The sequence below is a fragment of the Streptomyces venezuelae ATCC 10712 genome (genome assembly GCF_008639165.1).
Classification (GTDB): Bacteria; Actinomycetota; Actinomycetes; order Streptomycetales; family Streptomycetaceae; genus Streptomyces; species Streptomyces venezuelae.
In genome coordinates, this window is the sequence record NZ_CP029197.1 from 6,453,123 (window position 1) to 6,465,093 (window position 11,971).

The 11,971-nt window shown below is 73.0% G+C and carries 15 protein-coding genes; 9 read left to right on the forward strand and 6 right to left on the reverse strand.

Annotated features, from left to right (window positions below):
• Nucleotides 1-2 precede the first annotated feature (2 nt).
• The 4 genes from DEJ43_RS29720 (at nt 3) to DEJ43_RS29735 (ending at nt 2,492) form a co-directional block, all read left to right on the forward strand.
• A complete protein-coding gene (locus tag DEJ43_RS29720; RefSeq protein ID WP_015037104.1) occupies nt 3-1,127 on the forward strand; it encodes a YihY/virulence factor BrkB family protein in 1,125 nt (374 codons plus the stop codon).
• Between the two features lie 151 nt (nt 1,128-1,278).
• Nucleotides 1,279-1,497, forward strand: a complete 219-nt coding sequence (locus DEJ43_RS29725; RefSeq protein ID WP_015037105.1) for a DUF6480 family protein — start codon at nt 1,279-1,281, stop codon at nt 1,495-1,497.
• Nucleotides 1,498-1,526: 29 nt separating this feature from the next.
• Nucleotides 1,527-2,081: a SixA phosphatase family protein gene (locus DEJ43_RS29730; RefSeq protein WP_015037106.1), complete on the forward strand. Its 555-nt coding sequence runs from the start codon at nt 1,527-1,529 to the stop codon at nt 2,079-2,081.
• An 87-nt stretch (nt 2,082-2,168) separates the two neighbouring features.
• Complete coding sequence (locus DEJ43_RS29735) at nt 2,169-2,492, forward strand: hypothetical protein (protein WP_015037107.1); 324 nt, start codon at nt 2,169-2,171, stop codon at nt 2,490-2,492.
• A 123-nt stretch (nt 2,493-2,615) separates the two neighbouring features.
• Here the strand turns inward: DEJ43_RS29735 and DEJ43_RS29740 are convergent, their stop codons facing one another.
• Genes DEJ43_RS29740 through DEJ43_RS29750 form a run of 3 tightly spaced genes read right to left on the reverse strand, consistent with a single transcriptional unit; the run spans nt 2,616 to nt 4,104 of the window.
• Nucleotides 2,616-3,638, reverse strand: coding sequence for a DNA topoisomerase IB (locus tag DEJ43_RS29740; RefSeq protein WP_041663042.1), 1,023 nt, complete (start codon nt 3,636-3,638; stop codon nt 2,616-2,618).
• Nucleotides 3,639-3,650: 12 nt separating this feature from the next.
• Entirely contained in the window at nt 3,651-3,848 is a 198-nt protein-coding gene (locus tag DEJ43_RS29745; protein WP_015037109.1) for a hypothetical protein, read from the reverse strand.
• Between the two features lie 55 nt (nt 3,849-3,903).
• The gene (locus DEJ43_RS29750) at nt 3,904-4,104 is read right to left on the reverse strand and encodes a DUF6479 family protein (protein ID WP_015037110.1); all 201 of its coding nucleotides are present in this window, start codon (nt 4,102-4,104) and stop codon (nt 3,904-3,906) included.
• 129 nt (nt 4,105-4,233) lie between these two features.
• Between DEJ43_RS29750 and DEJ43_RS29755 the strand changes: the two genes are divergently transcribed.
• Nucleotides 4,234-4,431, forward strand: coding sequence for a CsbD family protein (locus tag DEJ43_RS29755; RefSeq protein WP_015037111.1), 198 nt, complete (start codon nt 4,234-4,236; stop codon nt 4,429-4,431).
• A gap of 219 nt (nt 4,432-4,650) precedes the next feature.
• Here the strand turns inward: DEJ43_RS29755 and DEJ43_RS29760 are convergent, their stop codons facing one another.
• Nucleotides 4,651-6,999, reverse strand: a complete 2,349-nt coding sequence (locus DEJ43_RS29760; protein WP_015037112.1) for a phosphoketolase family protein — start codon at nt 6,997-6,999, stop codon at nt 4,651-4,653.
• Between the two features lie 150 nt (nt 7,000-7,149).
• Here DEJ43_RS29760 and DEJ43_RS29765 point away from each other — a divergent pair, with 150 nt between their 5' ends.
• The 4 genes from DEJ43_RS29765 to DEJ43_RS29780 all read left to right on the forward strand — a co-directional run bounded on the left by DEJ43_RS29765 (nt 7,150) and on the right by DEJ43_RS29780 (nt 11,038).
• The gene (locus DEJ43_RS29765) at nt 7,150-7,329 is read left to right on the forward strand and encodes a hypothetical protein (protein WP_015037113.1); all 180 of its coding nucleotides are present in this window, start codon (nt 7,150-7,152) and stop codon (nt 7,327-7,329) included.
• Nucleotides 7,330-7,430: 101 nt separating this feature from the next.
• On the forward strand, nt 7,431-7,934 hold the full coding sequence (locus DEJ43_RS29770; protein WP_041664341.1) for a hypothetical protein: 504 nt from the start codon (nt 7,431-7,433) through the stop codon (nt 7,932-7,934).
• Between the two features lie 442 nt (nt 7,935-8,376).
• Nucleotides 8,377-9,498 carry a ribosome small subunit-dependent GTPase A gene (gene rsgA, locus DEJ43_RS29775; protein WP_015037116.1) on the forward strand — a complete coding sequence of 374 codons (1,122 nt, stop codon included), beginning with the start codon at nt 8,377-8,379 and terminating at the stop codon, nt 9,496-9,498.
• A 145-nt stretch (nt 9,499-9,643) separates the two neighbouring features.
• Complete coding sequence (locus tag DEJ43_RS29780; protein WP_041664342.1) at nt 9,644-11,038, forward strand: DNA-3-methyladenine glycosylase 2 family protein; 1,395 nt, start codon at nt 9,644-9,646, stop codon at nt 11,036-11,038.
• Here the strand turns inward: DEJ43_RS29780 and DEJ43_RS29785 are convergent.
• Nucleotides 10,971-11,369 carry a PPOX class F420-dependent oxidoreductase gene (locus DEJ43_RS29785; protein ID WP_015037118.1) on the reverse strand — a complete coding sequence of 133 codons (399 nt, stop codon included), beginning with the start codon at nt 11,367-11,369 and terminating at the stop codon, nt 10,971-10,973. The two genes, DEJ43_RS29780 and DEJ43_RS29785, sit on opposite strands and share 68 nt — an antisense overlap.
• Nucleotides 11,370-11,461: 92 nt before the next feature.
• Nucleotides 11,462-11,944, reverse strand: a complete 483-nt coding sequence (locus DEJ43_RS29790; RefSeq protein WP_015037119.1) for a DUF456 domain-containing protein — start codon at nt 11,942-11,944, stop codon at nt 11,462-11,464.
• Nucleotides 11,945-11,971 lie beyond the last annotated feature (27 nt).

Sequence of the window (11,971 nt, forward strand, 5' to 3'; positions counted from 1 at the left end):
AGGTGCAGGCAGCAAGCGAAACACCCGATCGGCCCGAGCGGCGGCCCTGGAGCAGACTCCACCGCGCGCGCGTCCTCTACCGCAACGTCTCCAAGCGGAAGATGGTCTGGCTGCTCCTCAAGGACACCGTCAACTCGTGCATCGAGTACCGGATCCTCGGCCTCGCCGCCGAGGCCGCGTTCTTCACCCTGCTGTCCCTGCCGCCGCTGCTCCTCGGTCTGATCGCGGTCCTCGGCTACGCCGACGACTGGACCAACACGGACACCGTCGCCAGCATCCGGGAGAACATCCTCCACGCGGCCGGAACGGTTCTCTCCGACCGGGGCGTCCGCGAGATCGCCGAACCCCTCCTGGACGACATCACCCAGGGCAAACGGCCCGACCTGATCTCCCTCGGCTTCGCGATCGCCCTCTGGTCGGGCTCGCGCGCCGTGAACGTCTTCATCGACACCATCACCGTCATGTACGGACTCGACGGGCACCGGGGCATCGTCAAGACCCGGCTCCTCGCCCTGCTGCTCTACATCGTGGCGCTGCTCATCGGAGCCATCGTGCTGCCCCTGGCGGTCGTCGGCCCCGACCGGGTCGTCGAACTCGTCCCCTGGGGCACGGAAGTCGTCTCCGTCCTCTACTGGCCGGCCGTCATCCTGCTCTCCATCGCCTTCCTGACCACGCTCTACCACGTGTCCGTGCCCGTCAGATCGCCGTGGATCGAGGACATCCCCGGCGCGCTCGTCGCGCTCGGGATGTGGGTCCTCGGCAGCTTCCTGCTGCGGATCTACCTCACCAGCCAGGTCGAGGGACCGACGATCTACGGCTCCCTCGCCGCCCCCATCGCCGTCCTCCTCTGGATCGGCATCTCGGCCTTCGCCGTCCTCGTCGGCGCCGCCGTGAACGCCGCCATCGACCGCGTCTGGCCCTCGGTGGCCACGGCCGCCGCCCGCGAGGCCAATGAGCGGGCCCGTGCCGTCCAGGCGGCGGAACTCGTCGCACGCGTGCGTGCCGAGGCCGAGGACGTCGACGAGGACGACCCGGACATGCCCTCCGAGTTCCCCGAGCGCTGGTCCAAGTTCCTGCCCCCGGACGACGTGAAGGCCCGCCTCCACTCCGGCTGGGAGAAGGAGTGACGCGGGGCGGACCCGGAGCGCCACGCGCCCCGGGCCCGCCGGGGCGTGATCGGGCGGGCCGGGGGTAGCCGCCGCATACCGGCCCCCGGGCCCCAGGCCGCGACGGCGTCGCCGCGCGGGAAGGCCGGGCCGCTCCTAGGAGGTGCGCGTCATGACGACCCCGTCGAACCCGGCATCCGACCCCGGCCCGCGCGGAGGCCGCGTCCCACCGGGCGAAACCCCCGCAGGGGAGTCCAGCACCGGCTCAGGCGCCGGCCCGTATCGGCCGCTCTCACGAGGCTGGGGCAAGGGGCCGCTCATCCTGATCTGTCTGCTCGCCGTGCTGGTCGCCCTGTTCTTCCTCGCCTACGCCATCACCCTGGCCGTCTGACCCCGGCGCTCCGAGGAGGCGATCGAAGGATGTCACCGGAAACCGATCTTCCCGGAACGGGCTCCGCCGGTGCGGGGCCCGGCGCCCGGCTGCTGCTGGTGCGCCACGCGAAGGCGGAGCCGAAGGGCCGCACCGAGGACTTCGACCGGAAGCTGAGCCCCCGGGGGCGCGCCGACGCGGCCGAGACCGGCCGCTGGCTGGAGCGGTCCCCGTACCGGCCGGAGCTGGTGCTGTGCTCGCCGGCCCGGCGGGCCCGCAAGACGTGGCGGCTCGTCGAGCCTGAGCTGACGGACCCGCCGCCCACCGTGTACGACGAGCGCCTCTACAACGCCGCCCCGAACGAGTTGGTCACCACGCTGGCCGACCACGGCGCGGGCCTCGGCGTTCTCGCCCTCGTCGGCCACAATCCCGGTCTCCACCAACTGGCAGCGGGCCTGTGCGGCCAGGGACCGCCGGAGCTGCTGGAACGGCTGAGGGCGGGGTTCCCCACGGCGGGTGTCGTCGTCGTGGACCTCGCCGGCGGCTGGGATGGGCTGGCTCCCGGCCGGGGCACCTTGGTCGACTTCTGGACCGGGACTGAATGATGTCGCCCCGGCCGGGCAGCCGCCGTACGGGGTCCGACGCATCCGCCGGAGCTCTCGCACCGAGTCGAGTGAAGGAGTCCAGTCACCATGCCTCGTGGTTCCAGTCCCAAGCGTGAACGCCAGTACGAGCACATCAAGGAGAGCGCCGAACAGCGCGGCGAGAGCACCAAGCGCGCGAAGGAGATCGCCTCGCGCACGGTCAACAAGGAACGCGCCCGCTCCGGGGAGTCGAAGACCTCCAGCCGCTCGTCGACCCAGGACAAGTCCTCGTCCAAGCGGGGCGGACAGCGCTCGCACAGCGGGTCCCAGGGCCCGACGAAGGAGCAGCTCTACAACGAGGCGAAGCAGCGGGGCATCGACGGCCGTTCGAAGATGGACAAGGCCGAACTCAAGCGGGCCCTCGGCCACTGACCGGATCGGTCACACCGCCGGCGCCCCCGGTGACCCCGCGGCCCTCGCAGGCCGGCGGGGTCACCGGTCGTCGTCGTGCGGCCCTCGCAGGCCGGCCGGGTCATCGGTCGTCGTCCCGCGGAGTCACAGGTCGTCGTCCCGCAGGAGCTCCAGGACGGCGCGCTCGACGGCGCCGTGCGTGGCCGGACGGCCGAAGAGGCCGTCCTCCCCGAGTTTCCCGAGGGCCGCGGCGACGGTCCTCCCGTCCTCGTACCGCTCGACGACGCGCGGATCGATGTATGACGCGCGGCAGACGGCGGGCGTGTTCCCCAGGTAGCCGCTCACCTCGCGCACGGCACGGGCCACGACCTTCTTCCGCCGGGCGGTGGACGCGTCGGAGGTGCTCTCGGAGACGGCCAGGGCCACCGCGGCCAGCACGGTGGCGTACCAGGTCCTGAAGTCCTTGGCGGTGACGTCCTCGCCCGCCCGCTCGCGCAGGTACGCGTTGAGGTCCTCGGCGTGGACCTCGTGCCACGCCGCGTGCTCCCAGTACGCGAACAGCCTCGGGCCCGGATCCTTCCGCCGCAGCAGGGCCCGTACGACCGCGTGGGCCTGCTCGTCCACCAGCGTCCGCGTGACGGTCCTGCCCGACTTGGCGGGGAAGTCCAGCCGGATCTCCCCGTTCCGGCAGCTGGCGTGCTCCCGCAGCAACGTGGTGAGGCCGTAGCTCCCGTTCTCGTGCACGTACCGCTCCCCGCCGATGCGCAGGAAACCCAGGTCGAGCAGCCGGGTCAGACAGGCCAGCACCCTGGTCCTGGTGAGGCCGCGACCGGCGAGGTCGCGCGCCACCCGCCTGCGCAGCCGCGGCAGCGAGCGCGCCACCTCCTGCACGTGCGCGTGCTTGGCGGCCTCCCGCCGGGCACGGAAGTCGGGGTGGTAGAGGTACTGGCGGCGCCCGGCGTCGTCCGTCCCCACCGCCTGGATGTGGCCGTTCGGCCAGGGGCAGACCCACACGCCCCGCCAGGCCGGCGGTATCACCAGGGCGCGGACCCGCTCGCGGTCGGCCGCGGGGAGCGGCCGGCCGTCGGCGTCCAGGTACCGGAACCCCCGGCCGTGCCGCACCCGGCGCCACCCCGGCGCATGCGGGTCGCTGGTCCTCAGGCGCACCACAGCCGTCCGTCAGCCGGCGTCGGCGTCGGGATGCGCCTGCGTGCGCAGGGTCCAGCTCTGACCCGAACAGTCGTAGGGCAGCGGCGGGAACCGGTGGCCACGGACATCGGTGCTCTTGCTCCACAGATGTTCCTTGCCGCAGTCGCAGGCGTAGATGCCGCTCAGGGGGACGATTTCACCGGGTTTCCAATGCTCTGTCTCGTTCATGCAGTGATGGCTACCCGGAACCCGTCGGCCCACCCCTGGGGCGGCGGCGCGGGCGTCACTCGTCCGGGTCCCGGTCCGGGGTGCGCCACGAGCCGGCGCGTGAACGGGGAGCGGCGCCGGCCGTGTTCCGGCGGCGGGCGGCGCGGCGGCTGCCCCACCAGAAGGCGCCGATCAGCAGGGCGGCGATGACCACCCCGACGAGGATCAGCAGCAGGGACGGACTTCCCTCGGCGGCGAGCACGGTTGCAAGGTTCATGGTCGGCGCCTACCCGGGATCGCGCCCCGCAAAGGCGGGTTCGGCCACATGCGGCTCGAAGCGCGCGAAAGTCCGACATCGCCTAGTTTGGGCCTCACCGAGATCCCCACACACAGGGAGTGCAGCAGCATGGCTGACAAGGGAAAGATGGATCAGGCCAAGGGCAAGGCCAAGGAGGCCGTCGGCAAGGTCACCGGCAACGACCGGATGAAGGCCGAGGGCAAGGGCGACCAGGTCAAGGGCAAGGCGAAGGAGGCCATGGCCAAGGCCGAGGAGCGTGCCCGCGGCGTCCAGGACTCCCTGCGCGACAAGCGCGAACGGCCCTGACACCGCCCTGGTGAGCCGCCGCGCGGCCCCAGGGCGAACAGGAGCGGCCCCCGGCGCCCAGGCGCGTCAGGGGGCCGTCCCTGTTCCCGGCCACCGGGGCGCACCGCCGCGAGCGGCCCCGGCGCACCGCCGCGTCAGGAGGCCGCCTCTTTTCCCGGCCGGGGCGCACCGCCGCGCTTCACCCGCCTCACCCACCCCACGGCCAGGCGGGGCCGCGCGTCACCCGCCCCACCGCCAGGTGGTGATCTCCGCCGGGTCCTCGCCCGTCCGGCGCAGTTCCGCCCGGAGCCGGTCGCGGTGGGCCGCGTAGCGGTCGCCGAGTTCCGGCGCCCGCGGGTGGCGGGCCGCGAGATGCTCCAGCGCGGTGAGGGCGAGGTCGTGGCGGGACGTGCCGTTGGCGGCGAGGAGGTCGTACGGGGTGGTGGTGGTCCCCTCCTCGACGTAACCCCGCACGTGGAAGCGGTCCGGGCGCGGCCGGCCGTGCAGGAGCTGGTGCACCGCCGAGGGGTAGCCGTGGAAATCGAGCACCACCGGGGTGTCCGTGCCGAACAGCGCGCGGAAGCGGTCGTCCGGCATGCCGTTCGGGTGCCGGTCGGCGGGCGCGAGGGCGCACAGGTCCACGATGTTGACCACCCGGATCGACGCGTCGGGCAGGTCCTCGCGCAGCAGTTGGGCCGCGGCCAGGGTTTCGACGGTGGGGATGCCGCCGGCGCAGGCGAGGACCAGCTCCGGCTCCTCGCCCCGCTCGTGCGAGGCCCACGCCCACGTGGACGCCCCGGCGGCGCAGTGCGCCCGTGCCTCGTCCAGGCCGAGCCACTGCGCGGCCTCGTGCTTGCCCGCCACCACGACGTTGACCTTCCCGGTCTCGTCGAGGAGGCGCTCCATGGTGACCAGCAGCGTGTTGGCGTCCGGGGGCAGGTAGACGCCGGTCACCGTGCTCTTCTTGGTGATCAGGTTGTTGATGAAACCGGGCCCCTGGTGGCTGTACCCGTTGTGCTCCTGGCGCCAGCCCTCACTGGTCAGCAGGTACGTGAGGCTGCTGACGGGCGCGCGCCACGGGACCTCGCCGGACATCTTCAGCCACTTGGCGTACTGGTTGAGCATGCTGTCCACGACGGACGCGAACGCCTCGTACGTGGGGAACAGGCCGTGCCGGCCGCTCTGGAGGTAGCCCTGGAGCCAGCCCTGACAGGTGTGCTCGGAGAGGACCTCCATGACCCGGCCGTCCCGCGACAGGTCCTCGGCGTACCCCTCCACCGGCCACGTGCAGGCACGGCCGGTGGCCCGGAGCACGGCGTCCAGCTTGTTCGAGGCGAGTTCGTCGGGCGAGACGATGCGGAAGTCGCGGCGCCCGGCGGTCCGGCGCATGATCTCCGTCAGCCACTCGGCGAGCACCTCGGTCGGGCCGGCCGGGCTCCGGCCGCGTCCCTCGCCGAGGCCGACGGCGTACGGAGCCAGCGGAGGCAGGTCGAGAGGCCGGCGCAGCCGGCCCCCGTCGGCCGCCGGCTGCATGCCGATGCGGCGCCGTCCCTCGGGACAGCCGGCCGTCACCTCCGGGACCGGCCGGCCGTCCTCGTCGAAGAGCTCCTCGGGACGGTACGAACGCAGCCACGCCTCCAGCGCGCGGAGCTGGACCGGATCGTCGTGGACGTCGGCCAGCGGCACCTGATGGGAGTGGAACGTGCCCTCGATGCGCCTGCCCTCGACCTCGACGGGGGCGCCCTCGCCCTTGAGGCTGCGCAGCACGATCATCGGCCAGGCCGGCCGTGGGGAGGGCTCTGTCCCGGAGCGCGCCTGCCGCTGGATCGCGGTGATCGCGGAGTGGGCGTCGGCCACCGCCTCCACCAGGCTCTCGTCGCCGGGATCGGACGTGACGTCCACGATCCGCGGATCCCAGCCGTAGCCGCGGAAGAGGTGGGTCAGTTCGCTGTCGGACATGGTGGCGAACACGGTCGGGGAGGAGATCTTGTAGCCGTTGAGGTGCAGGAACGGCAGCACGGCCCCGCTGGTGGCCGGGTCCAGGTACTTGGACGCGTGCCAGGCCCCCGCGGTCGGGCCGGTCTCCGCCTCTCCGTCGCCGACGACGCAGGCCACCAGCCGCCCGGGGGCGTCCAGGGCGGCGCCGAAGGCGGTGGACAGGGCGTACCCGAGCTCGCCGCCCTCGTGGAGGGTGCCCGGCACCGCAGGGGAGAGGTGGCTGGGGAAACCGTCGGGCGCGCAGTAACGACGACTGAGCTCGCGCAGGCCCGCCCCGTCGCGTCCCAGAGCGGGATCGACGTCCGCGTGCGTGCCCTCCAGCCACAGGTTCGCGTGCACGGCCGGAGCGCCGTGCCCCGGTCCCGTCACGAGCAGGACGTCCGCGTCCCGCTCCAGGACCAGCCGGTCGAGAGCCGCGTACACCCGGTTGATGCCGGGGCAGGTCCCCCAGTGGCCGAGGAGCCGCGGCTTGAGGTGCTCCCGGCGCAAGGGCTCCTTGAGCAGCACGTTCTCGCGCAGGTGGATCAGGACGGCGGCGATGTAGTCCGCCGCCCGCCGGTAGGGCTCCGGGCCCGTCGTCTCCTGGCTCATCGAACCGGTCCTCCCGCAGCGGCACGTTCCGTCCTCACGGTCCGCGCCTTTCCCGCGGGGCCGTGTGTAGCCGGGCCGACCGAGTAAGCGTGCCGAGGACGGGGCAGACGCAGCTGGGCATCCGCCCGCACGGCACGAAAGGAACACCTCATGACCGACCGCGAACAGAACCGCCCGACGCCCCCGTCCGAAGCCCCCGGGGAAAGCGGCGACAGCGCTGCCCGCCGCGAAGCGAAAGACGCCGTCGTCCCCGACCGAAAGAACGCCGAGCCCGACACCGACACCCGCGACCGCGAGTCCACCCAGGACGACAGGAATCCGCCCACGTAACCGAAAGGGGCCTACGGCCCTCGGAGCGCCGCCGGGGCCACCCCTTCAACGTTCGTGTGCGCCGACCGCGTTTCGCGAGGCGATGACGAGAACAGGTGAAGATGCCGGACAAGACCACTCGACGCCTCCTGATGGTGTTGGCCGCCTCGTTGCTCTTGAGTTCCTGCTCCACATCCGACCGAGACCGTGCCACACGCGACCCCTACCCGTACTGGGAGCTGGGAGTTGGCGCCCCCGAGGTCGCCGACTTCATGAAGGTCGTCGTGCCGGCGGGCGCGACGGAAGTGAACGGTGCGGTTCAGGCGAACCCGCAGGAGGACGTCTACCTCCTCTCCTTCGTCACAGACGCGAACACGGCCGTCCAGATCGCGGAAGACCTTCGCACAGAGAAGCCGATCCGCACCAAGGCAGTGGATCTCCCGCCGGATGAGGAACTCTTCGGGCACCTGGGGCTGCCAGAACCGCAGACGCTGAAGGGTGCCCGTTGGGCAGGGGTGTGCCCGCCATGCGTGAAGGACCACCGCCGTAGCAGCGTCCAGTGGATCGACGTCTACGTGTACGACCTGGCAGGCGGCAAGGCGCGGGTGTACCTCCACGCCTTCTGATCGCCGAGGGCGGGGACGACGGCCTGGCCGGCCGCAAGGCGGCAGCCCAGGCAGGTCGCGGGCCGACGCCGGAGGATCGGACTTTCGGCTGGCAGACCTGCCCGAGCTGGGTGCGTTTTCCCTCGTGTCGACTGCATGGGAAATCGCCACTGAGCTGAGTTCACCACGCGAGCCGGGAAGCCCCGGATTTAATCGGTGGTGCCGCGCCTCGGAGGGGGCTAGGGTTCTGCTCGTTCCACGGCGCGGCTGTGTCCTCGTCGGGGGATCGGTGTCTGTGTGTTGAGAAGAAGCAGGAGGTGAGGACATTGATGACTGTCACGGTGACGGGCTCTGCCCGCATTCAGGAGTTCATCGTTCCCACCCCTGTGGCCTCCGGCTGACACTCACTCGAAACCGCGCGCTCGGAGCGCGCCGCCGGGGCCGCCCCTTCGAAGGGTTCCCCTTGTTCCACACCTCGTTCCACGCGTCTTCCTCCTCCGATGCCCAGCACCCGCTCGCCGCGTACGGCTGGGACGCGGGCTGGGAGGCCGAGTTCGCCCCCTACGCCGCCCAGGGACTTCTCCCCGGCCGGGTGATCCGGGTCGACCGCGGTCAGTGTTACGTCGCCACCGCCGGCGGGGTCGTGCGCGCCGACACGGCGTTCGTGACTCCGCACGATCCGCTCCGGGTCATCTGTACCGGTGACTGGGCCGCTGTCGACCCCGAGGGCGTCAGCGATCCCCGTTACGTCCGGGCGTGCCTGCCGCGTCGTACCGCCTTCGCGCGGTCGACCTCCTCCCAGCGGTCCGAGGGGCAGATCCTCGCGGCCAACGTCGACCACGCGGTCATCACGGTCTCGCTCGCCGTCGAGCTGGACCTCGGCCGGATCGAGCGCTTCCTCGCCCTGGCGTGGGAGTCCGGCGCCCAGCCGACCGTCGTCCTCAGCAAGGCCGACCTCGTGCCCGACCCGGTCGGCCTCTCCTACCTCGTCGAAGACGTCGAGACGGTCGCCCCCGGCGTCCAGGTCGTGCCCCTCAGCTCGACCACCGGCGAGGGACTCGACGTGCTGTCCGCGGTGGTCGCCGGCGGCACGACCGTGCTGCTCGGCGTCTCCGGCGCCGGAAAGTCGACCCTCGCCAACGCGCTGGTCGGCGCGGACGTCATGGACGTCCAGGCGGCCCGTGACGTCGACGGCAAGGGCCGTCACACCACGACCACCCGCAACCTCTTCGTCCTGCCGGGCGGGGGAGTCCTCATCGACACCCCAGGGCTCCGCGGAGTCGGCCTCTGGGACGCCGAGACCGGTGTCGGCCAGGTCTTCTCGGAGATCGAGGAGCTGGCCGCGGAGTGCCGCTTCCACGACTGCGCCCACGAGTCGGAGCCCGGCTGCGCCGTGGCCGCGGCGATCGAGGACGGCTCGCTCCCGGTGCGACGCCTGGAGAGCTACCGCAAGCTGCTCCGCGAGAACCAGCGGATCGTGGCCAAGACCGACGCCCGGCTGCGCACCGAGATCCTCAAGGACTGGAAGCGGAAGGGCGCCGAGGGCCGCCGCGCCTTGGCGATGAAGCGCGGACAGGTCCGGTAGCGGCGTGCGGGGGAGCGCCCCTCCCCGCCACGCGCGCGGACCGGTCCGGTAGCGGGCGCGCGAGGGAGAGGGAGCGTCCCCCGCCACCAGCGTCGTGTCCGAAAACCGCGAGCCGGGGGTCGTCGGCCGTCGCACACTGGGAGACGTGACGGACGACGACACCCGCTACGAGGCGGTCAGCAGCAGGGACGCGCGGTTCGACGGCGAGTTCTTCTTCGCCGTCCGCACCACCGGCATCTACTGCCGTCCCAGCTGCCCCGCCGTCACCCCCAAACGGCAGAACGTCGCCTTCTTCCCGACGGCCGCCGCCGCCCAGGGCCACGGCTTCCGGGCCTGCCGCCGCTGCCGCCCGGACGCCGTGCCCGGCTCCGCCGCCTGGGACGTCCGGGCCGATGTCGTCGGGCGCGCCATGCGGATGATCGGCGACGGCGTCGTCGACCGCGAAGGCGTCCCCGGCCTCGCCGGACGTCTCGGCTACAGCACCCGGCAGGTGCAGCGACAGCTCACCGCCGAGCTCGGCGCCGGGCCCGTCGCGCTCGCCCGCGCCCAGCGGGCGCACACCGCGCGGCTGCTCCTCCAGACCACCGGGCTCCCGGTGACCGAGATCGCCTTCGCGGCCGGGTTCGCCAGCGTCCGCCAGTTCAACGAGACCATCCGCGCCGTCTACGCCCGCACCCCCAGCGCGCTGCGCGCCGAGGCGGGCAGCGGCGCGGGAGCCCGCACCGCCCTGGCCGCGGGGGTGCCGCTGCGGCTCGCCCACCGGGGGCCGTACGCCGCGGGCGAGGTCTTCGAGCTGCTCGCCGCCGAGGCCGTGCCCCGCGTCGAGGAGGTCGTCGGCGCTCCCGGCGCCCGCACCTACCGGCGCACCCTCCGGCTGCCGTACGGCACCGGGGTCGTCTCCGTCGACGAGCGCTCCGCCGGGCGCTGGCTCGAGGCCCGGATCCACCTCACCGAGCTGCGCGACCTGACCACCGCCGTGCACCGGCTGCGCCGCCTCTTCGACCTGGACGCCGACCCGTACGCGGTCGCCGAGCGCCTCGGGTCGGCCCCCGGGCTCGCCGCCGAGGTGGCCGCCCGGCCCGGCGTACGGTCCCCGGGGACGGCCGAACCGGAGGAGTTCGCGCTGCGGACGCTGCTCGGCGCGGCGGAGTCCGCCCGGGTCGTCGAGGAGCACGGCACCCCGCTGGCCACCGGCTGCGGCAGCCTCACCCACGTCTTCCCGGAGCCCCGGGCGCTGACCGGCCACCCGGTCGCGGGCCCGCTGGCCCGCGCCCTCGCCGACGGGGAGGTGCGCCTCGATCCGGGCGCCGACCGCGACGAGGCCGAGCGGGCGCTGCTCGCCGTTCCCGGCGTGAGCGCCGAGGCCGCGGCCCTGATCCGGATGCGGGCCCTCGGCGACCCCGACGTGCCCCTGGCGGACGGCCCGAACGCGGAGGAGTGGCGGCCCTGGCGCTCGTACGCCGCCCGCTACCTCAGGACGCCGCTCCCGGCGGCTCCTCAAGGCCCCAGCTGTGGATCCGGCGCGGATGGATCCGGATGACCTCCTCGCTGAAGTGCGGGCCCAGCGCGTGCGGGCCGACGAGGAGCTCCGCCTCGCCCCGGATCTCCACGCCCCGCACCCGCCAGGGGCGGGTGCTCGCGAGGTCGTCCACGACCAGCGCGACCTTCGGGTTCTCCCGCAGGTTGCGCCACTTCTTCGTACGGCCCATGGCGAGCCCGCCCACCAGGACCGTGCCGTCCTCCTGCGGGAAGAAGCCGACGGGGTTGACCTGCGGCTGACCCGACGGGTCGACCGTGGCCATCCGGGCGAGCTGCCGGCCACCGGTGAGATAGGCGCGTTCCGCCTCGCTGAAGCCCTCGAAATCCCTCATGGCCCCAGGATGGTGCCGCGAGGCCCCCGGCGGATCGGCGGCGGGACCGATCCCGCTCCCTCCACGGTCCTAGGACCGGCCCTTGCGACCTTTCAGCCCCAGAGGACCGCGCCCGCCCACGCCCCCACGATCAGCAGACAGGAGAACAGCTCGACGAGCACGCTGGTGCCCGCGGCCCGCATCACCGTCCGGGTCGCCGCCCGGGCCTGGCCGTGTCCGCCGAGCCGGAGCCGCTCCGAGAGGTAGACACCGCCGACGAAGCCGGGGATCGCGCCGATCACCGGGACCAGCACGAAGCCCAGGAGCGCGCCCACCCCCGCGTACGCCACCATCCGCCGGGTGATGCCCACCCCCCGGAAACGGCGCGCCGGCAACTGCCAGACGACCACTTGGGTGAGCAGCAGCAGGCCCGTCGTGGAGGCCAGCAGGATCCAGGCGAGGTCGGTCCGCTCGTGCAGCGACCACCACAGCATCGCCGCCCACACCAGCCACGTCCCCGGCACGCCGGGGGCCAGTACCCCGAACAGCCCGAGCAGCATCACCGTCGCGACCAGCAGGAGCTGCCACACGCTCATGTGCCCAGGGTGCCGGAATCCGGGTGT

Excerpts from the sequence above, each read along its gene's own strand:
- DEJ43_RS29760 (WP_015037112.1), bottom strand. The coding sequence starts at position 6,999 with ATGAGCCAGGAGACGACGGGCCCGGAGCCCTACCGGCGGGCGGCGGAC.
- DEJ43_RS29735 (WP_015037107.1), top strand. The coding sequence starts at position 2,169 with ATGCCTCGTGGTTCCAGTCCCAAGCGTGAACGCCAGTACGAGCACATC.
- DEJ43_RS29745 (WP_015037109.1), bottom strand. The coding sequence starts at position 3,848 with ATGAACGAGACAGAGCATTGGAAACCCGGTGAAATCGTCCCCCTGAGC.
- DEJ43_RS29730 (WP_015037106.1), top strand. The coding sequence starts at position 1,527 with ATGTCACCGGAAACCGATCTTCCCGGAACGGGCTCCGCCGGTGCGGGG.
- DEJ43_RS29765 (WP_015037113.1), top strand. The coding sequence starts at position 7,150 with ATGACCGACCGCGAACAGAACCGCCCGACGCCCCCGTCCGAAGCCCCC.
- DEJ43_RS29755 (WP_015037111.1), top strand. The coding sequence starts at position 4,234 with ATGGCTGACAAGGGAAAGATGGATCAGGCCAAGGGCAAGGCCAAGGAG.
- DEJ43_RS29785 (WP_015037118.1), bottom strand. The coding sequence starts at position 11,369 with ATGAGGGATTTCGAGGGCTTCAGCGAGGCGGAACGCGCCTATCTCACC.
- DEJ43_RS29790 (WP_015037119.1), bottom strand. The coding sequence starts at position 11,944 with ATGAGCGTGTGGCAGCTCCTGCTGGTCGCGACGGTGATGCTGCTCGGG.
- DEJ43_RS29770 (WP_041664341.1), top strand. The coding sequence starts at position 7,431 with ATGCCGGACAAGACCACTCGACGCCTCCTGATGGTGTTGGCCGCCTCG.
- DEJ43_RS29750 (WP_015037110.1), bottom strand. The coding sequence starts at position 4,104 with ATGAACCTTGCAACCGTGCTCGCCGCCGAGGGAAGTCCGTCCCTGCTG.
- DEJ43_RS29725 (WP_015037105.1), top strand. The coding sequence starts at position 1,279 with ATGACGACCCCGTCGAACCCGGCATCCGACCCCGGCCCGCGCGGAGGC.